The following is a 19,769-nucleotide window of genomic DNA, read 5'->3' on the forward strand; positions in this document are numbered from 1 at the left end:
GCATAGATCCCCCTGTGGGAGCGGGCTTGCTCGCGAAGGCGGTGTGTCAGCCAACGAAGATGTTGGATGTAAAACCGCTTTCGCGAGCAAGCCCGCTCCCACAGGTAAAGCCAGGCGCACAGCCATACGGATTTTGGCAACACAACTAAGGAAGGTAACTGGATGACTGTTGTAAACAACAACAAATTTGCTCTGAAAACCCTCAACCTCGCCGTGCTCTGCGCCATGGCCAGTCTGGGCACCGCGCATGCCGCGCCGGACGTGGAAAACGGCAAACTCGGTGATCCCAACAGTTGGCGTAGCGCCGAGTTCAACGCCGATTGGGGCGTGGGCGCGATCAATGCGCAGCAAGCCTACGCCGCCGGCTACACCGGTAAAGGCGTGAAACTGGGGATCTTCGACCAGCCGGTCTACGCCCAACACCCGGAATTTTCCGGCGCCAACAAGGTGATCAACCTGGTCACCAGCGGCATCCGCGAATACACCGACCCGTACATCCCGGTCAAAGCCGGGGATGCGTTCCGTTATGACGGCGCACCCTCGGTCGGTTCCGACGGCAAGCTCGGCGCCCACGGCACCCATGTCGGCGGGATTGCCGCTGGCAGCCGCGATGGCGGGCCGATGCACGGCGTAGCGTTCGGCGCGCAAATCATCAGTGCCGACAACGGCGACCCGGGCCCGGAAGACGGGATCATTCGCGGCAACGACGGCGCGGTCTACAAGGCCGGTTGGGATGCGCTGATCGCCAGCGGCGCACGGATCATCAACAACAGCTGGGGCATCGGCATCACCGATCGCTTCGACCTCGGCGGGCGCAATCCGGCGTTCCCGCACTTCACCGTGCAAGACGCGCAGTTACAGTTCAACGAGATTCAGCCCTTGCTCGGCACCAAACCCGGCGGTGCCTATGACGGCGCTATCGCGGCGGCCCGCAGCGGTATCGTCACGATCTTCGCCGCCGGCAACGACTACAACCTCAACAACCCGGATGCCATCGCCGGCCTGGCGTATTTCGTGCCGGACATCGCGCCGAATTGGATCACCGTGGCGGCGCTGCAAAAGAACCCGGACCTGACCAGCACCGACCTCTACAACATCAGCACGTTCTCATCGCGCTGCGGCTACACCGCGAGTTATTGCGTGTCGGCGCCGGGCAGCAGGATCTTTAGCTCGATCATTACCGGCACCAGCGCCGATAACCTCGGCACCAGCTATGCCAACTACAACGGCACCTCGATGGCGGCGCCGCACGTGGCCGGTTCCATGGCGGTGTTGATGGAGCGCTTTCCGTACATGACCGGTGCTCAGGTCGCCAGCGTGTTGCGCACCACGGCTACCGACCTCGGCGCGCCTGGCGTCGATGCGTTGTACGGTTGGGGCATGATCAACCTGGGCAAAGGCATCGACGGCCCGGCGATGTTCGTCACCGAGCAGGACATTCCTGAAGAGTTCCGCATCCAGGGCGCCTATGGCGACAGCCAGTTTGTCGCGAACCTGCCGGGCATCGGCGGGATCATCGACGCCGGCAAGCCCACCGAGCGCGTCTGCAACGACGTGCACTGCGGGCTCGACACCTGGCGCAACGACATTTCCGGCCATGGCGGCCTGACCAAGCAAGGCATCGGCACCCTGGTGCTGACCGGCGCCAACACCTACAGCGGCCCGACGCTGGTCAATCAAGGACGGCTGGCAATCAACGGTTCGCTGGCGTCGGCGGTCACTGTGAATGACAGCGGTATCCTCGGCGGTAACGGCCGCATCGGCGCACTCACCGCGAAAAGCGGCGGCACCGTGGCGCCGGGCAATTCCATCGGCACCTTGCAAGTGGCCGGCGACGTGGTCTTCGAGCGCGGCTCGACCTACGCCGTGGAACTGTCGCCAACCAGCAGCGACCAGATCATCGCCGGCGGCCAAGCCGTGATCGATGGCGCCACCGTCAGCCTGTCCCTGGAAAACAGCCCGACCTTGCTGACCACTGCCGAAACGCAAAGCCTGCTCGGCCATCAGTACAACATCCTGCAAGCGGCGGGCGGCATCCAGGGCCAATTCGGTGCGGTCCTGCCGAACTACCTGTTTATCGGCGGCGCCCTGGATTACTCGGCCACCGGCGTTCAACTGGCGGTAGAGCGTAACGCGACAACGTTCAGCGATGTCGGCCAGACCCCGAACCAACGCGCCGTGGCTGCAGCCGCCGAGCAATTGGGCGCGGGCAATGCGCTGTACGAAACCCTGCTGTTGTCGCCGACTGCGGCGGTGGCCCAGCAAGCGTTCCAGCAACTGTCCGGCGAGATTCATCCGGCCGTTGGCACGATGCTGATCAACGACAGCCGTTACCTGCGCGATGCCGTCAGCGATCGTCTGCGTGAACGTGATCTGTTCGATGCCGGTGCACCGACCGATGACAAGAGCAACCTGTGGGTCAAGGTCCTGGGCGCCTGGGGCAAAAGTGATGGCGGTAAGGACAACGCCAGCTCCAACAGCTCCATCGGCGGTTTGCTGGTGGGTGGCGATGGCTTGATCGCTAAAGATACCCGTCTCGGTTTCGTCACCGGTTATAGCAACAGTTCGTTGAGCATGGGTGATGGCACGCATTCGTCGGCCGACGTCGACAGCTACCACTTGGGTGCGTACCTGGGGCATGAAATCGATGCCCTGCGCTTGAGCGTCGGCGGTGCCTACAGCTGGCATCGCATTGATGCGAAACGTGACCTGCAATTCGCCGATGTCAGCGGCAAGCAGAAAACCAAACACGATGCGAGCACCGCGCAGGTGTTCACCGAAGCGGCGTATCGTCTGGACCTGCAACCGCTGGCCCTGGAACCGTTCGCCAAACTGGCCTACGTGCACCTGAACACTGAAAGCTTCACCGAGAAGGGTGATGCAGCCGCGCTCAAGGGCGGTGAAGACAATCGCGATGCGGTGCTCTCGACCCTCGGTCTGCGGGCGAGCAAAGCGATTGCGCTGTCCGACCAGAAAAGCCTCGAACTGTCCGGCAGCCTCGGCTGGCAGCACAACCTGAGCAGTGTCGATACCGATCAACACCTGGCGTTTGCCAACGGCAATACTGGATTCAATGTGCAGAGCGTGTCGATGGATCGCAACGCCGCCGTGGTCGGCCTGCGTGCCGGGTTGGCCTTGAACAAGGCCACCCGCGTAAACCTGGATTACAACGGGCTGATCGGCTCCAACGAGAAGGACCACGGCGTGGGCCTGACCCTGGACTGGCAGTTCTGATTTGACGCTAAGGAAGCCAACACATGGGACTGTTTGATTACAAAAATGCCGGCGGTGCTGCCGGCAAGGCGTTGTACAGCGATGCCATCGCGCTGACGCTTTACGCCTACACGCCGACGGGCAAGCCATTGCCCGCCACCGCTTGGGCGCCGATTGGCGCGACGGCGCTGGGTTATCAAGGCAAGGTCAGTGCGCAAGGTTCGTTCTTTGGCGAGAAGGACGGCTTCACCAGCGCTGAAGCCGAAGTGCTCGGCAAGTACGACGCGGCCGGCAAGCTGATCGGCATCGGCGTGGCATTTCGCGGCACCGGTGGCCTGGGCTACAGCGACACCTTCGGCGACATCAAGAACAACCTGCTGGCCGCCATCGGCCCGGTGGATTACGCGAAGAACTACGCGAAAAACGCCTTCGATACCTTGCTCAAGGACGTCGCCGCGTTCGCCATCGCCCACGGCGTGGGTGCCAAGGACGTGTTGATCAGCGGCCATAGCCTCGGCGGGCTCGGGGTCAACAGCGTGGCAGAGCTGAGCGGCGGCAACTGGGGTGGTTTCTTCAAGGAGGCCAACTACGTGGCCTTCGCTTCGCCGACCCAAAGCATCTCCACCAACGTGCTCAACATCGGCTACGAAAACGATCCGGTGTTCCGCGCGCTGGACGGCACCACGTTCAGCACTGGTTCGGTGGGCAAGCACGATGGTTATCAGGCGTCGGCGACCAATAATATCGTCAACTTCAATGACCATTACGCCTCCACCGCGCAGAACCTGGTGCCGTTCAGCATCCTCAACCCGATGAGCTGGTCGGCCCATGGTTCGCTGGGTTACGCCGATGGCTTGAACCGGGTGATCGACTCGAAGTTCTACGACCTGACCAGCAAGGACTCGACGCTGATCGTCTCCAACCTGGCGGTCGATTCCCGAGGTAAAACCTGGGTCGAGGATTTGGGCCGCAGCGGCGAGCCGCACACCGGCAGCACTTTTATTATCGGCACCGACAGCAACGATTTGCTCAAGGGCGGCGCCGGCAATGATTTCATCGAGGGCCGCGACGGCAACGACCGCTTCCGCGATGACGGTGGCTACAACATCCTGCTCGGCGGCAAGGGCAGCAACACTTTCGAGCTGCAAAAGCCGTTGCAGAACTTCAGTTTTGCCAACGACGGCGACGGCACGTTGTATGTGCGCGATGCCTACGGCGGCATCAGCCTGACCCGCGATATTGGCGCGATAGTCAGCAAGGAGCCTGGCTCGTGGCTGGGCAGCAAGGACGTCAGTTATAACGTCACGGCCAACGGCTTGCTCAATGGCAGCGAACTGACCCACTACAACCACTCGCTGAATGGCGACGCTTATGGCAACACCCTGGCGGCCACGGTCGATGGTGACTGGTTGTTCGGCAATGCCGGCGATGACCTGCTGCGCAGCGACAAAAGCCACGTCACCTTCGTCGGTGGCGCGGGCAATGACGTGATGCATGCGAGTGGCGGCAACAACACCTTCCTGTTCAGCGGCGCCTTCGGTTTCGACGCGATCAATGGCTACCAGGGCAGCGACAAACTGGTGTTCATGGGCGTGCAGGGCGCGGGGCAGGGCTATGACTACAAGCAACATGCGACCCAGTCCGGGCATGACACGCTGCTCAAGGTCGGCGATTTTGCCGTGACCCTGGTCGGTGTCGGGCTGGATAACCTGTCCACTTCAAGTTTTACCTTTGCATAAGGGCGACATGCACTGAAATGCTCCGGAGCGCCTCATTCCCGAGGCGCTTTGGCTGTGAGCTATCTCTGACAATTCCAACAAAAGAGAGGCAATAGCAATGGGTGTTTACGATTACAAAAACTTCAGCACGGCAGAATCCAAGGCGTTGTTCAGCGACGCCATGGCCATCACGCTGTACTCCTATCACAACCTCGACAACGGCTTTGCGGCCGGTTATCAGCACAATGGTTTTGGCCTCGGGCTGCCGGCGACGCTGGTCACCGCGCTGATCGGTGGCACCGATTCCCAGGGCGTCATTCCCGGCGTGCCGTGGAACCCCGACTCCGAAAAACTCGCCCTGGACGCCGTAAAAAAGGCCGGCTGGACGCCGATCACCGCCTCGCAATTGGGCTATGACGGCAAAACCGACGCACGCGGAACTTTCTACGGCGAGAAGGCCGGCTACACCAGCGCGCAGGTCGAGATCCTCGGCAAGTACGACGCCCAGGGCCATCTCACGGAACTTGGCATTGCCTTTCGTGGCACCAGCGGCCCACGGGAAATCCTGATCGGCGACTCCATCGGCGACGCGATCAATGATCTGCTGGCCGCACTCGGCCCCAAGGATTATGCGAAGAACTACGCCGGTGAAGCCTTTGGCAAACTGTTCGGCAACGTCGCAGCGTTTGCCAGTGCTCATGGCCTGTCGGGCAAGGACGTGCTGGTCAGCGGCCACAGCCTCGGCGGCTTGGCGGTCAACAGTTTGGCGGATTTGAGTACGGACAAGTGGTCGGGTTTCTACAAGGACTCGAACTACATCGCCTACGCCTCGCCAACCCAAAGCAGCACCGACAAAGTGTTGAACGTCGGCTACGAAAATGATCCGGTGTTCCGCGCTCTCGACGGCTCGACCTTCAACCTGGCGTCCGTGGGCGTGCACGACGGCGCCAAGGCCTCGACCACCGACAACATCGTCAGCTTCAACGATCACTACGCCTCGACCGCGTGGAACGTGCTGCCGTTTTCCATCCTGAACATTCCGACCTGGATTTCCCACTTGCCGACCGCGTACGGCGATGGCATGAACCGGGTGATCGAATCGAAGTTCTATGACCTCACCAGCAAAGACTCGACCATCATCGTCGCCAACCTTTCGGACCCGGCGAAGGCCAACACTTGGGTCCAGGACCTGAATCGCAATGCCGAAACCCACAAGGGCAGCACCTTCATCATCGGCAGCGACGGCAATGACCTGATCCAGGGCGGGAAGGGCAACGACTACCTCGAAGGCCGGGATGGCAACGACACGTTCCGCGACGGTGGCGGCTACAACATCGTGCTGGGCGGCAAGGGCAGCAACGTGCTGGATTTGCAGCAATCGGTGAAGAACTTCGTGTTCGCCAATGACGGCGTCGGCAACCTCTACGTCAAGGACGCCAATGGCGGGATCAGCATAACCCGCGACATCGGCAACATCATCACCAAGGAACCGGCGTTTTTGTGGGGTGTGTTCAAGGACGACGTGACCCACAGCGTCACGGCGGATGGCCTGAAAGTCGGCAACAACCTGACCCAGTACGCCTCGACGGTGAAGGGCGGCGCGGGCGCCGACACGCTCACGGCCCACGCCAGCGGCGACTGGTTGTTTGGCCTGGACGGCAACGACCATTTGATTGGCGGCAAGGGCAATGACGTGTTTGTCGGCGGTGCGGGCAATGACCTGATGGAGTCGGGGGGCGGGGTCAATACGTTCCTGTTCACTGGCGGATTTGGTCAGGACAAGGTGATTGGCTATCAGGCCAGCGACAAGCTGGTGTTCATGGGCGTTCAAGGCGTGGCGCCGAATGATGATTACCGGGCGCATGCCTCGGCGGTCGGGCATGACACGGTGCTGACGTTTGGCGGGGATTCGGTGACGTTGGTGGGGGTTGGGTTGGAGAGTTTGTCTGGCTCCGGGATCGTTATCGCCTGATAGGGACCCTTCGCGAGCAGGCTCGCTCCCACAGTAGACTGCGATCCAATGTGGGAGCGAGCCTGCTCGCGAAGAACGATTACTCGGTATTCCAGTGACTCACCGGCCATTCCCGGACTCAAACACCTGCACCAACAGGAACCGGCACTAAAGCATCCGCCCACTTCTGCGTTATGTCTAAACGCACAGCGGTATGCCGCCATTGAGTACAGGAGATTCAGCAACGTGAATAACAGCAAGGGGTATGTCTTGGGGTTGGCTTTGGCCGTGTTATCGGCGAACGCCGCTGCAGAACTGCCTCACAGCTCGATTTTGAGCCGTTATGGCCTGACGCCAGATGAGTTGCCGAAACCGGCAGCGATCGAAACCAAAGAACCTGTCGAAGAGAAAAGCCGCTTTCATATCGAGCCGGAGCAGCCTTGGGCGACGATTCGGATCGGTGACGGGAACAAGCCGCCAGTGACTGGCAACATCAGCATCGATAATTCGGTGCAGCAGGAATATGACCAGTGCCAGAAGCTGCGGGCGGAGATGATCAAGCGTGGTGATCGCTATTTCGTCTGCGATACCAGTGTTCCGGGGATGCCTTGATTTTTGCGTTGATTTGACTGGCCTCTTCGCGAGCAAGCCCGCTCCCACATTAGACCGCGATCCATTGTGGGAGCGAGCCTGCTCGCGAAGAACGATAACGCGGTTTTCAGTCTTCCTCGCGGACCGTCGCCACATCATTGGCATTGACCTTCACTTTCGCCCCGGAAATGTCTTCGAATTCGTAGAAACCGTCCTTGGTCTTGGTTTTCGGCATGTCCTTGGTCAAATACTGGGTGCCGTTCTGCAGGGTTACCACGGTTGGCGTGGAGCAACCGGCCAGGGCCAGAAAGGCTGCAACGGCCAGGGGCAGGCCCAGGGTCTTGATATTCATAACACCTCCATGATGCTCAAAAAATCAGTGTGACGGTTTCTGTCATCACTGTCGCTCTATGGCGGTTGGTGCCGTGGATCGGCAGAAAGTTCGATGGTCACCTGAAAAATCCACGATTAGCCGCGCCGCCAGATGCCCGTCAGTTAAACCGCAAGGCACCCTATGGCAGCCATCGAAACCTGCGCACGGCTCGTAGGAGCCTACGTTCGCTCGTAGCAGCTGTCGAGGCACGAGGCTGCGTTCGGCGGCGAAGCCGTCGCCAAACCTGAGCACGCGGTCTGCCTGAAACACCGCGTGGCCTGATTTCACGACGGCTTCGCCGCCGAACGCAGCCTCGTGCCTCGACAGCTGCTACAAAGCCGGCGGCAATTGATGTTTTAACCGCGCCGCCCATCTTTTTCCGTTTGCCTCGCACCGGCTGTAGCTGGTATCTGTACGCATAACCAGTACTCGCTCGCCATGGCCCTTTTTCCTGTGACTGCAAATCCGCTCGACGATCCGTTTTATTACTTGAACAACTTCATGCAAGTGCTTGATTGGCTTGAGCATCGCTATGCCGATGTGTTGAGCCCGCAAGAACAGCATTTCATGGCGGAGTTCAACCGGCTGCCGCGTGAATCCCGGGCATTGCTGGTGCGGATGGTGATGCGCAAGGGCCTGCATTTCCGGGCCAGCAAGTTGCATTACGTCGAGATCGGCGATATCGCCAACGCGGCCGCTCCGCTGCTGGAACTGGGCTGGATCGACGAGCAATCACCACTGTTGATAGAGGACGTGTTCGACGTCTTGCTCAAGGCCGAGATTCTGCAATGCCTGGGCCATGCCATCGACCAGCCCAAAGGCAAGAAGACCGATTGGCTGCCACTGCTGAGCGAACAGTTTCCCGAGTCCCGCAGCTTCCAGCAGTGGTGCCCGACACTGGATGAGCGCTTGTTCAGCCTGACCATCATGGGGTTGTGCGACCGGTTGCGCCTGATGTTCTTCGGTAATCTTTACCAGGATTGGTCGGAGTTCGTGTTGGCTGATCTCGGCATCTACACCTATGAAAAAGTCGAGTTCTGCGCCGAGTCCCGAGGCTTGCGCAGCCGCGAAGACGTGGACGCCTGCGTGTTCCTGCACGAGTGCCAGCAGCGGTTCGAGGCCGGTGAAGCGGTGGCGGAGGTTGTCGAGCAGATCAACGCATTGGCGCTGAGCAATCCCTGGCTGCAACGGCGTCGGGGCAAGTTGTTGTTCCAGATCGGCCAGTATTGCGAACGTATCGCCGATTTCGCCAATGCCCTGGGCATCTACCGTGAATGCGCTTATCCCGGCGCGCGATTGCGGCTGATCCGGGTGCTGGAGCGTTGTGGAGAATACGCGCTGGCGCTGGATCTGGCGTCTTTCGCCGAGCAATCGCCGGAAAGCGCCACCGAACAGCAGAAGTTGTTGCGAGTGCTGCCAAGGCTGCGCCGCAAGTTGGGCGGGCCGCCGATGAAACGCGCAGCCCCTCGGGCCATGGAACGCCTGGACCTGCAATTGCCCCGCACCGATCTGGCGCTGTCGGTGGAGTATTACGTGCAGGCGCACCTGGCTGAAGACGCGGCGCCGGTGCACTACGTCGAGAACAGCCTGATCAATTCGCTGTTTGGCTTGCTCTGCTGGCCGGCGATCTTCGCGCCGTTGCCGGGGGCGTTTTTCCACCCGTTCCAGCGCGGGCCGGTGGATTTACATAATGAAGACTTCCACGAACGCCGCGCCGAGTTGTTCCAGGCCTGCCTCGCCGAACTGAACGACGGGCGCTATCGCCAGACCATCCGCGAGCGTTTCCTGGCCAAGTGGGGCGTGCAGTCGCCGTTCGTGTTCTGGGGCGCGTTGAGCGAAGAACTGCTCGATCAGGCGCTGGACTGCCTGCCGGCCGAACACCTCAAACACTGGTTCAATCGCCTGTTGCTCGACATCAAGGCCAATCGCGCCGGCATGCCGGACCTGATCCAGTTCTGGCCGCAGGACAAGACCTACCGCATGATCGAAGTCAAAGGCCCCGGCGATCGCCTGCAAGACAATCAACTGCGCTGGCTGGAGTTCTGCCACGAACACCAGATGCCGATTGCCGTCTGCTATGTGCAATGGGCGGAGCAGAGCGCTTGAGCTACAGCATTGCGGTGCGGGCCTTATGTGAATTCACCGCCAAGGTCGGCGACCTGGACCTGCGCTTCACCCCGTCACCCACTGCACTCGAAGGCATCGTCGGCCATCGCACCGTTGCCTCGCGCCGCAACGACAGCTACCAGAGTGAAGTGGCGCTGGAAGGGCTGTATCAAACGCTGAAGGTCAGGGGCAGGGCGGACGGCTATGACCCGACGCAAAACTGCCTGGAAGAAGTCAAAACCTATCGCGGCGACTTGAGCAAACAACCGGCCAACCATCGCCAATTGCACTGGGCCCAGGCCAAAGTCTACGGCTGGCTGATGTGTCAGAAGCTGCAACTGGCCGAAATCAACCTGGCGCTGGTGTATTTCGACATCGTCAGCGAAAAGGAAACCTGTCTGGTCGAGGCGTTCAGCGCCGCCGAACTGGAGGCGTTCTTCGAACATCATTGCCAGTTGTTCCTGCATTGGGCCGAGCAGGAAATGGCTCACCGTGAGGCCCGCAATCAGGCGGCTCAAGCATTGAAGTTTCCGCATGCCGGGTTTCGTCCGGGGCAACGGCACTTGGCCGAATCGGTGTTCAAAGCGGTCAGCACCGGTCGTTGCCTGATGGCGCAAGCGCCGACGGGGATCGGCAAGACCGTCGGCACGTTGTTCCCGATGCTCAAGGCGCTGGCGCCGCAGCAACTGGACAAGGTGTTCTTCCTCACGGCAAAAACCCCGGGGCGCAAACTGGCGCTGGACGCGGCACAGGTCATTCTCGACAGCGCCGATGCGCCTCCATTGCGGGTTCTGGAGATGATCGCCCGGGACAAGGCGTGTGAGCACCCGGACAAAGCCTGCCACGGCGAATCCTGCCCGTTGGCCCAAGGCTTCTACGACCGTTTGCCCGCTGCGCGCCAGGCCGCCAGCCAGTTGAGCCTGTTGAACCAGAGCGCCTTGCGTGACGTCGCCCTGGCACACAACGTTTGCCCGTATTACCTGAGCCAGGAAATGGCGCGTTGGGCGGATGTGGTGGTCGCCGACTACAACTATTACTTCGACTTCAGCGCCTTGTTGTTCGGTCTGGCCCAGGCCAACAACTGGCGGGTCGCGGTGCTGGTGGACGAAGCCCACAACCTGGTGGAGCGCGGCCGGCAGATGTACAGCGCCAGCCTCGATCAGGCGACCCTCAACGCCGTGCGCAAAACCGCACCCGAGCCGCTGAAGAAATCCTTGCAGCGGGTCAATCGCGAGTGGAACGCGCTGCATGACCTGCAACTCAGCCCCTATCAAGCCTACGACAAGGCCCCGGAAAAACTGCTCCAGGCCTTGTCGTCGTGCAGCGCGAGCATTGGCGACTACCTCAACGATCACTCGCAAGGGCTGGACAGTGCCTTACAGAATTTCTACTTCGAGATGTTGCAGTTTGGCCGGGTGGCGGAGCTGTTCGATGAGCAGTTCCTGTTCGACATCAGCAAGCGCGACCTCGAGCGCAAACGCAACCTGTCGCAGTTGTGCCTGCGCAACGTGGTACCCGCCGGGTTTATCCGTCCACGCCTGACGGCGGCGCGCAGTACTGTGCTGTTTTCCGCGACTTTGAGCCCTCGGCATTACTACGCCGACCTGCTGGGCACCCCGGCGAATACGGTGTGGATCGACGTCGAATCGCCGTTTCACGCGGATCAGTTGCAGGTCAGCATTGTCAGCCAGATCTCGACCCGGTTCGTGCACCGCCAGGCGTCCCTTGAACCGATTGTCGAGCTGATCGCCCGGCAGTTCACCGAGCGTCCCGGCAACTACCTGGCGTTTTTCAGCAGCTTCGATTATTTGCAGCAAGTGGCCCAGTTGCTGGCCGAGCGGCATCCGCACATTACGTTGTGGTCGCAATCGCGGGGCATGGCCGAGCGTCAGCGCCAGGACTTTCTCGACCAATTCACCGCCCACAGTCAGGGCGTTGGCTTCGCGGTGCTGGGCGGGGCGTTTGGCGAAGGCATCGACTTGCCCGGCGCGCGGCTGATCGGCGCCTTCATTGCGACCCTGGGGCTGGCACAACTGAACCCGGTCAACGAACAAATGAAACACCGCATGGCGGCGATCTTCGGCGCCGGTTATGACTACACCTACCTGTATCCCGGCGTGCAGAAAGTGGTGCAGGCCGCCGGGCGAGTGATCCGCACTCAGCAGGATCAAGGCGTGGTGATGCTGATCGATGACCGGTTCGGGGATAGCAAGGTCAAGCAGTTGCTGCCGCGCTGGTGGTCTGTTCGCTCAGCATCCGCAGCCATTCAGAGGCAAAGCGATGACAGTCACCTGGCCAGCGAGCGGTGAGCAACTGCCTGTCGCGGACCACGAAACCGTGTTGTGGCTTGTCCGCCGAATCGCGTTTGGACACCCACGGCCCGCGCTGGAAATCCGCAGGTTTGCCCAGGGCGGCGCGCACTTCGGCTTCGACGGTCTGCCGGTAAGTCCGGTAGTAGCGTCCCAGCCACAGTGCGGTAAGGATCCAGGCTGGCTGTTCCATCGTGCTGGCCACCAGCGCCGTGACTTTGTATCCATCGATGACCGGGCGCCCGGTGTCAGGGTCAAGGGTACGGGCCAGCAGCAGTACGCCATGGCAAATCGCGGCGACAGGTTTGGCGGTCTTGAAAAAGTGCCGGGCAATACGCCGGGCCTGCCCGGATTCCAGCAGGCTACGCATGCCTTGGGCGTGACCGCCGGGAATCAGCAGCCCGCTGAATTGCGCAGGGTCGACATCGGCGTAGGCCAATGGCTGGAGGAACGCCTCGTCTTCGATCATTCGGGCGTAGCTGGCGAGGTCGGATTTACGCGTCATCAGGAGCGGGTTCAACAGACCGAAACCGGTGTCCACCAGTCGTCGGTCCGCGTAAGCGGGCAAGCCTTCGGGCGTCGCGAAACGCACTTCGATCCCGGCCTGGCGCATGGCCTGCCAGGGCACACTGCTTTCAGTCGGATCGTAATCGCGGGTCGGCAACAGAATCAGAATCATCGAGGGCAGGTTCCTTGGCCGGACGGGGCAGGTGGTATCGAGAATAGGTGTTCAGGCACCGACGCTCCACTCCAACATTGCGAGGCCTCGGTATTACGGCTGTCCTATCCTTGGGTTTGTCGCATACTCCACAGAACAAAAACGTCGGGAGGGATCAATGAGCGGTGATCGGACAAAAACCAAGGCTATCGAGGACAGCCGATTTCGTCAGCTGATCGATTCCGTGGTGGATTATGCGATCTACATGATCGATCCCGATGGCATCATTACCAGCTGGAATGCTGGCGCCCGGCGTTTCAAGGGCTATGAAGAGGCGGAGATTCTCGGCCAGCATTTTTCGCGTTTCTATACCGAAGCCGATCGTCTGGCCGGTCTGCCCCAGCGCGCGTTGGATACGGCCAGGACGGAAGGGCGTTTCGAGGGCGAAGGCTGGCGGGTGCGCAAGGATGGCACGCTGTTCTGGTCGCATGTGGTGATCGATCCGATTATCGACCCGTCGGGCACGTTAGTGGGTTTCGCCAAGATTACTCGGGACCTGACCGACCGCAAAATGGCCGAAGAAACTCTCAAGCAAAGCGAGCAACAGTTTCGTTTGCTGGTTCAGAGCGTCACTGACTACGCGATCTACATGCTCTCCCCGGACGGATACCTGACCAACTGGAACCTTGGCGCCCAGCGCATCAAGGGTTACCGGCCGGAAGAAGTCATCGGCAAGCATTTTTCGATGTTCTACACCCCCGCAGATCGCGAAGCCGGCGAACCGCAACGAGCGCTGGCGACAGCTACGCGGGAAGGTCGCTTCGAAAACAAGGCCTGGCGCCTGCGCAAGGACGGGACACAGTTCCTGGCCCATGTCGTGGTGGACCCGATTTGGGGCGAGACGGGGACGCTGCTCGGTTTCGCCAAGATCACCCGCGATATCACCGAAGTGACGCAAGCTCAGCAGGCCCTTGAGCAAACCCGTGAAGCGCTGTTCCAGGCGCAAAAGATGCAGGCCATTGGCCAACTCAGTGGCGGGATTGCCCACGACTTCAACAACCTGCTGACGGTGATCCTCGGTAATCTGGAGATCGTGCGTAAACGCGTGTCGGACGATCCGAAAATCTTGCGCTTGCTGGACAACGCCACCCAGGGTGCCTTGCGTGGTGTGTCCCTGACCCAGCGCATGCTGGCCTTCGCCCGGCGCCAGGAACTCAAGACCGAATCGGTTGAAATCCCGGCGCTGATTCAAGGGATCACCGGCCTGTTGCGCAGCTCCCTGGGGCCGGCAGTGAATCTCGAAACCCGCTTCGCGCCCGACCTTGAACCTGCTGCAGCCGACCTTAATCAACTTGAACTGGCGGTGCTGAATCTGGCGACCAACGCCCGTGATGCCATGCCCGACGGCGGCAAGATTGTCATCAGTGCCCGCAACGAACAGGTCAGCGATCCGGCCCGCTCATCCTTGCCGGTCGGTCGCTATGTGTGCCTGAGTGTCGCTGATACCGGGGAGGGCATGGACCCGATTACGTTGGCGTCGGCGACGGACCCTTTTTTCACCACCAAAGGCGTGGGCAAAGGCACCGGGCTGGGATTGTCGATGGTTCACGGCTTTATCGCGCAGTTGGGCGGACGCTTCATTCTCAAGAGCCAGAAGGACGCTGGAACCACCGCAGAACTCTGGTTGCCCGTCGCAACCCCCGGCGAAGTACGAGCACCTGTTATCGAGACGCCGGCCATGTCGACGATACCGGGGCTCAGTGTGCTGGTCGTGGATGACGACAGCCTGGTACTGACCAGCACCAGTTTGCTGCTTGAGGATCTGGGGCATCGGGTGATCAGTGCGGCATCCGGTGCGCAGGCGCTGCAAGCGTTCGACAGTGGTCAAAACATTGATCTGGTCATCACCGACATGGCCATGCCGCAAATGAATGGCGCGCAACTGGCACAGGCTATCCGGGCGCAGAAACCCGACCTGCCGATCATCCTGGCCACCGGTTACGCCGACCGCCTGGAAGGCTTCGTGACTGAACTACCGCGCTTGTCCAAACCGTTTACCCAACTGCATTTGGTCGAGATCATTGCTCAGGCAATGAAATGACAGGCGGGAAATCGGGCTGAACTTTGCCAGTGCAGGCTTCTTCTAAATGCTTTCCACTCTGTGTGTGAGCACCGTGCCAAGAATTCTGACTGACACTCTGGCTGAAGAAGCCCTGAACGAACACAACGCCAAGATGTTCGGTTCACCCAAGGAACGCCTGGACTTCTATCGCCGGGAAATCCAATACGAAACCAGCATTCTGGCCAACCGCACCGACGCTTATCTGGCAGCACAATCGTTTCTGGTAATTGCCTTCGCGTCCTGCATGTCCAACCTCAATCCGGAGTGGGGCAAGCTGTTCACGCTGGTGGTGCCACCGTTTCTGGCGTTGCTGGGCGTGCTCAGTTCGTTGAACGCCTGGCCGGGCATTCGGGCCGCCTACGACATCATCGATCACTGGCACTTCAAGCAAAGCCAATTGCTGGACAGCGAACCGCTGATGGGGTTGGCCTACGATGAATCGCCGCTGTTCGCTGAAACGGAGTCGAGCCACAAGGGCTATCGCAAGTCGCTGTTGTTCTCGGTGCGCACGCCGTGGATTTTTGCAACGTTCTGGATGTTGCTGGGCAGTTACTCGTTCTACATCCAGGTAACGAATCCAGGGGCATAAACGCGAGGCCCGGTATACACCGGGCCTCTTGCATCAACTTCAAGCCGCCAGATTAGCCGCCGTCATTTCCTTCTTGTACTGAACCTTGAGCATTTCCATCTGCTGCCCCAGCTCTTCCAATGTGGCTTTGCCCAGCAGCTTTTTGGCTTGCGGGAACATCTCGGTTTCTTCTTCCTCGATGTGGTGTTCCAGCAGTTCCTTGACCACTTTCACCCGGCCCGAGAACTCGGGTGTCGAAGGATCGGTGGTTTTCAGGTCTGGCAGCACCAGGGAATCTACGGTCCGGTGTTCTTCCTTGGCTTCGTAGTACATGACTTCCTGCTCTTTGCCACCGGCCTTCTTGTAGGCGGGGTAGAGCACTTCCTCTTCCAGACGGGTGTGGATGGTGATCTCCATTTCCAGCTTGGCAATCAACTCCGTGCGTTTTTTGACTGCGCGCTCCGTGGACTCACTCAACTGGCCGAGGATGCCTTTTACGCGTTCGTGGTCGGCTTTCAACAGGTCAATGGCGTTCATGGTCGAACCTCTTGGTTTAATCACTGGGCAGCGCAGACGATCGGGTTGCCGTCAGTCGCTTACAGTTCAAGAGCATTTCCTGTGCCTGATTTCAGTTGAGATAAAAGCCGTTTTAAAACAATTGCTTGGGAGGACGGTTTAATATATTTGCCGTGCAAGGTGCATGAATTGACGAGGCTGCTCAGTGCAAATCGCGGTCCTGAAACAAAAAGATCGCCGCTTTCGGTAGCTCCTACCGAAGGCGGCGATCTTTTTTACTGGCTCAAGCCCGCGAATCAAAACCCTTGCCAGACGATTTCGAACGCAGCAAAGCCAACCTCTCTGCCGACGGAAACTCTTCCTCGATCAAACGCAGATGATCAATCGCTTCTTCGAATTTCATATCAGCCTTGTACCGCAAGACCTGGTAATGGGTGAACAATTCGGCATCCAGCTCGGCTTTCTCCAGCAGTTCAAAGGCTTCCTGGCTCAACAGATGAGCGTCCTCGAACAGCTGGCGATTACATTCGAGTGCAAAGTCGCGGCATGCATCTGGATTCACCGGGGCCGAATACTGCATAACGTTAACCTCTTTTTTGGAAGTAGCCTCAACGGCTGGATAATGTTGTGACTGCATGCGCCCCTAAGTAATTTCATTATTTTCGGTTTGGAAAATGGATGGATACATAGCTTGCTATCGTAAAAATCAATCAGCTTTCTGGATGATTCTTGCGCTCATACCACGCCAGCATCGGCTGGGTGCTGATGCCGTGAATCAGGATGCTCAACGCCACCACTGACAGCGTCAGGTCAGTACACAGCGTCGCAACGGACGGTGGGAGGTCATGGTTCAACGCGTAGAACAGGTAATAAAAACTACCGATGCCGCGAATCCCGAACCAGCCGATCAATGAGCGTTGCCGCCGGTCGAGCAAGCCTCCCCAGGGAATAAGCCACACGCTCAAGGGCCGAATCGCGCAGAACAGCACCGCCGCGATCACCAGCGCGCGCCAGTCCCAATGGGCCACCAGCACCACCCCGAGCAGCGTCACCAAAAATACTTCCATGGCCCGTTCCACCAGGCTGCCGAAGGCAAGCATGTCACCCATCATGATGCCGGCCGCGACCTGGGTGTCTTGCAGATTGGCGACATCACCATGCACCGCTGCCTCGGGCTCGACGTTCTGATGGCCGACCACCGGTTGCACCAAATGCTCGGCCGGGGTCTGGGTGTCGCCGGTGGATTTGACCTCGGCCTGACGCAGGCCCAAACCCGCGGCGAACACCGACAGGAAGCCGTAGCCGTGAATCGATTCGGCCGCCACATAGGCCAGGGCGATCAGTGCCAGGGTCAGGTAATCATTGGGGGAGAAGGTGCTGTCGGCATTGCGGATGCGCATCGACAACGTCACGCGACCGATGCGGTGGCCCATCCAATAACCGGTCAGCAATCCGGCGGGCACCGCCCACAACAGGCTTTTCAAGGCCCAGTCATCGAGCCAGGCGCTGGAACTGCCGCTTTGCTGCAAAAACAGCAAACCGAGGATCACGAAAGGAAACGCGACACCGTCGTTCAGGCCCGCTTCACCCGAGAGTCCGAAGCGCACCGGATCGTAATCCTTGGCATCATTGACCTGCACCAGCGCTGCCAGCACCGGGTCGGTCGGTGCGAGGATTGCGCCGATCAACATCGACGGCCCCCACGCCAGATCCAGGCCGTAGTGCAGCAACAGGCTCACGCCAGCAATACTCAGCAGCATCACCGGCCCGGCGAGCCCAAACGCGACTCGCCACCTGCGATCCCTGAGCGGCAGACGCAGCTTCAAGCCGCAGACAAACAGCGAAAACAGCACCGCGACTTCCGTCAGGTGCTCCATCCAGTTTGACGCGTCCTTGATGTCCAGCTTGAGCAAATTCATGCCCGCCGGACCGATGCCCACTCCCAGCACCAGACAGACGGCCGAAGTGGTCACCGGCATCCAGCGTAGAAACGACGAGGTTAGTGCCAGCGTCAACAGCACCGCTCCCAACACCGCTACCCATAAAATAAAACTCATGCCGGACGCTCGCTGGGTGGGTGAACTCAAAGGCCCGCCAGTGGCAGGCCCATGGAGTGTTGAGTTCTGGAGGGGGTGGCAGGTTCCATTTAAAGCATCGGTTTGCCGCCCGTCACGCCGTAGCGCTGGCCGGTGATGTAGCTGGCTTCGTCCGAGGCCAGCAGCACGCAGATCGGCGCGACTTCCACCGGTTGTCCCGGCCGACCGAGCGTTGTCTCGCCGCCAAAGTTATGCACTTCTTCATCGGCCTAGGCTTTTACGGGGAGTTCGTTTGGATTTCAGATGAGATCAAGCGCGGATGCGCCTGCTTTTGTAGGAGCGAGGCTTGCCCGCGAAGGCGGCAGTCCAGTCAATATTGATGTTGACTGATAGACCGTCTTCGCGGGCAAGCCTCGCTCCTACAGGGGGGGTGTCAGGCCTTCAGGCTGCGCTCCATCCGGGCAATCCCTTCTTCCAGCAATGCCCGCGGGCAGCCGAAGTTCAGGCGCACGAACTGTTTGCTGTGATCACCGAAATCCAGACCAGCGCTCAAGCCAACCTTGGCCTGTTCAAGGAAGAACCGCTGCGGATCGTCCAGCCCCAGCGCCGAGCAATCTAGCCACGCCAGGTAAGTGCCTTGTGGCACGTTGATAGTCACGCCCGGCAGTCGCGTACGAACCGCGTCCACCAGATAGTCACGGTTGCCCTGCAAATACGTCATCAACTCGGCAAGCCACGCACCGCCCTCGGTGTAGGCCACCCGCGTAGCTTCCAGGCCCAGCGGGTTGACGCTGTCCACCAGACCACAACGTGCATGATTGACCCGCGACAGCAGCGCCGGATCCTGAATGATCATGAACGAGGTCTTCAAACCGGCGATGTTGTACGCCTTGCTCGCCGACATCAGGGTGATGGTGCGTTTGGCGACTTCCGGGCTCAGCGAGGCAGTAGGAATGTGTACGCGACCGTCGTAACACAACTCCGCATGGATCTCATCGGAGATGATCCAGGCGTCCTGTTGCAGGCAGATATCCGCCACGGCTTGCAGTTCTTCGCGCGGGAACACCTTGCCCAGCGGGTTGTGCGGATTGCTCAGCAACAGCGCGCCGCCACCGCTCAGGGATTCGCGCAATGCTTCCAGCGGCGTGGCGTAGGAACCGTTGGCCTGGGCATCAAATTCCAGCTCAACCTTGTTCAGGCCCCAGTGACCCGGAGCATGCCGCAGAGGCGGATAGTTGGGCGTCTGCACCACGACGTTTTGCTGAGGCTCGACCAGCGCATTCAGCGCCATGTTGAAACCCGATTCCACACCCGGCAGAAACACGATTTCCTGCGGCTGGACGCGCCAGGCGTATTTGTTCCAGAGGTCGGCGACGATGGCGTCACGCAGGGTGTCCGGGGCCACGCTGTAGCCGAGCAATGGGTGTTCCAGGCGTTTTTGCAGGGCCTGGATAATCACCGGCGGCGCGGCGAAATCCATGTCTGCGACCCACATCGGCAACACGTCGGCCGGGTAACGGCTCCATTTGGTACTGCCGGTTGCGTGGCGGTCGAACACCTGATCGAAATCGAAGGTCATGCTCAGTCTCATAAAGGGTGGGGGTTAAT

The 19,769-nt window shown here is 60.0% G+C and carries 14 protein-coding genes and 1 pseudogene; 8 read left to right on the plus strand and 7 right to left on the minus strand.

What is annotated here, in order from left to right:
* The first annotated feature begins 162 nt into the window (after positions 1–162).
* The 4 genes from LOY68_RS16245 to LOY68_RS16260 all read left to right on the plus strand — a co-directional run bounded on the left by LOY68_RS16245 (position 163) and on the right by LOY68_RS16260 (position 7,494).
* Positions 163–3,234: an autotransporter domain-containing protein gene (locus LOY68_RS16245; protein ID WP_265045726.1), complete on the plus strand. Its 3,072-nt coding sequence runs from the start codon at positions 163–165 to the stop codon at positions 3,232–3,234.
* Positions 3,235–3,257: 23 nt separating this feature from the next.
* Positions 3,258–4,952: a polyurethanase gene (locus LOY68_RS16250; RefSeq protein ID WP_265045727.1), complete on the plus strand. Its 1,695-nt coding sequence runs from the start codon at positions 3,258–3,260 to the stop codon at positions 4,950–4,952.
* 97 nt (positions 4,953–5,049) lie between these two features.
* Positions 5,050–6,903 carry a polyurethanase gene (locus LOY68_RS16255; protein ID WP_265045728.1) on the plus strand — a complete coding sequence of 618 codons (1,854 nt, stop codon included), beginning with the start codon at positions 5,050–5,052 and terminating at the stop codon, positions 6,901–6,903.
* A gap of 225 nt (positions 6,904–7,128) precedes the next feature.
* A complete protein-coding gene (locus LOY68_RS16260; protein ID WP_265045729.1) occupies positions 7,129–7,494 on the plus strand; it encodes a hypothetical protein in 366 nt (121 codons plus the stop codon).
* A 106-nt stretch (positions 7,495–7,600) separates the two neighbouring features.
* Here LOY68_RS16260 and LOY68_RS16265 read toward each other — a convergent pair whose 3' ends face one another.
* Complete coding sequence (locus LOY68_RS16265) at positions 7,601–7,825, minus strand: YgdI/YgdR family lipoprotein (RefSeq protein WP_163910119.1); 225 nt, start codon at positions 7,823–7,825, stop codon at positions 7,601–7,603.
* Positions 7,826–8,284: 459 nt separating this feature from the next.
* Here LOY68_RS16265 and LOY68_RS16270 point away from each other — a divergent pair, with 459 nt between their 5' ends.
* A complete protein-coding gene (locus LOY68_RS16270) occupies positions 8,285–9,952 on the plus strand; it encodes a VRR-NUC domain-containing protein (RefSeq protein WP_265045730.1) in 1,668 nt (555 codons plus the stop codon).
* Complete coding sequence (locus LOY68_RS16275; RefSeq protein WP_265045731.1) at positions 9,949–12,261, plus strand: ATP-dependent DNA helicase; 2,313 nt, start codon at positions 9,949–9,951, stop codon at positions 12,259–12,261. The genes LOY68_RS16270 and LOY68_RS16275 overlap by 4 nt, the downstream gene beginning before the upstream one ends.
* On the opposite strand, the gene LOY68_RS16280 is transcribed toward LOY68_RS16275, so the two are convergent.
* Positions 12,167–12,940 carry a type 1 glutamine amidotransferase domain-containing protein gene (locus tag LOY68_RS16280; protein ID WP_265045732.1) on the minus strand — a complete coding sequence of 258 codons (774 nt, stop codon included), beginning with the start codon at positions 12,938–12,940 and terminating at the stop codon, positions 12,167–12,169. The two genes, LOY68_RS16275 and LOY68_RS16280, sit on opposite strands and share 95 nt — an antisense overlap.
* 157 nt (positions 12,941–13,097) lie before the next feature.
* On the opposite strand from LOY68_RS16280, the gene LOY68_RS16285 reads away from it, so the two are divergent.
* Both LOY68_RS16285 and LOY68_RS16290 read left to right on the plus strand, forming a co-directional pair.
* Positions 13,098–15,020, plus strand: a complete 1,923-nt coding sequence (locus LOY68_RS16285; RefSeq protein WP_163910123.1) for a PAS domain-containing sensor histidine kinase — start codon at positions 13,098–13,100, stop codon at positions 15,018–15,020.
* Positions 15,021–15,093: 73 nt separating this feature from the next.
* Positions 15,094–15,630, plus strand: coding sequence for a hypothetical protein (locus LOY68_RS16290; RefSeq protein WP_163910447.1), 537 nt, complete (start codon positions 15,094–15,096; stop codon positions 15,628–15,630).
* Positions 15,631–15,669: 39 nt separating this feature from the next.
* Here LOY68_RS16290 and LOY68_RS16295 read toward each other — a convergent pair whose 3' ends face one another.
* The 5 genes and pseudogenes from LOY68_RS16295 to LOY68_RS16315 form a co-directional block, all read right to left on the minus strand.
* Positions 15,670–16,146 carry a hemerythrin domain-containing protein gene (locus LOY68_RS16295; protein WP_054614760.1) on the minus strand — a complete coding sequence of 159 codons (477 nt, stop codon included), beginning with the start codon at positions 16,144–16,146 and terminating at the stop codon, positions 15,670–15,672.
* A 262-nt stretch (positions 16,147–16,408) separates the two neighbouring features.
* Positions 16,409–16,705: a hypothetical protein gene (locus tag LOY68_RS16300; protein WP_265045733.1), complete on the minus strand. Its 297-nt coding sequence runs from the start codon at positions 16,703–16,705 to the stop codon at positions 16,409–16,411.
* Positions 16,706–16,835: 130 nt separating this feature from the next.
* Positions 16,836–18,182 carry a cation:proton antiporter gene (locus LOY68_RS16305; protein WP_265045734.1) on the minus strand — a complete coding sequence of 449 codons (1,347 nt, stop codon included), beginning with the start codon at positions 18,180–18,182 and terminating at the stop codon, positions 16,836–16,838.
* A gap of 89 nt (positions 18,183–18,271) precedes the next feature.
* Positions 18,272–18,427, minus strand: a pseudogene (locus LOY68_RS16310) (SDR family oxidoreductase); the annotation flags it as partial.
* Between the two features lie 167 nt (positions 18,428–18,594).
* Entirely contained in the window at positions 18,595–19,740 is a 1,146-nt protein-coding gene (locus tag LOY68_RS16315) for a MalY/PatB family protein (protein ID WP_265038518.1), read from the minus strand.
* Positions 19,741–19,769: the final 29 nt, after the last annotated feature.

Origin of the sequence: Pseudomonas sp. B21-053 (genome assembly GCF_026016365.1) — a bacterium.
GTDB classification, from domain to species: domain Bacteria; phylum Pseudomonadota; class Gammaproteobacteria; order Pseudomonadales; family Pseudomonadaceae; genus Aquipseudomonas; species Aquipseudomonas nunensis.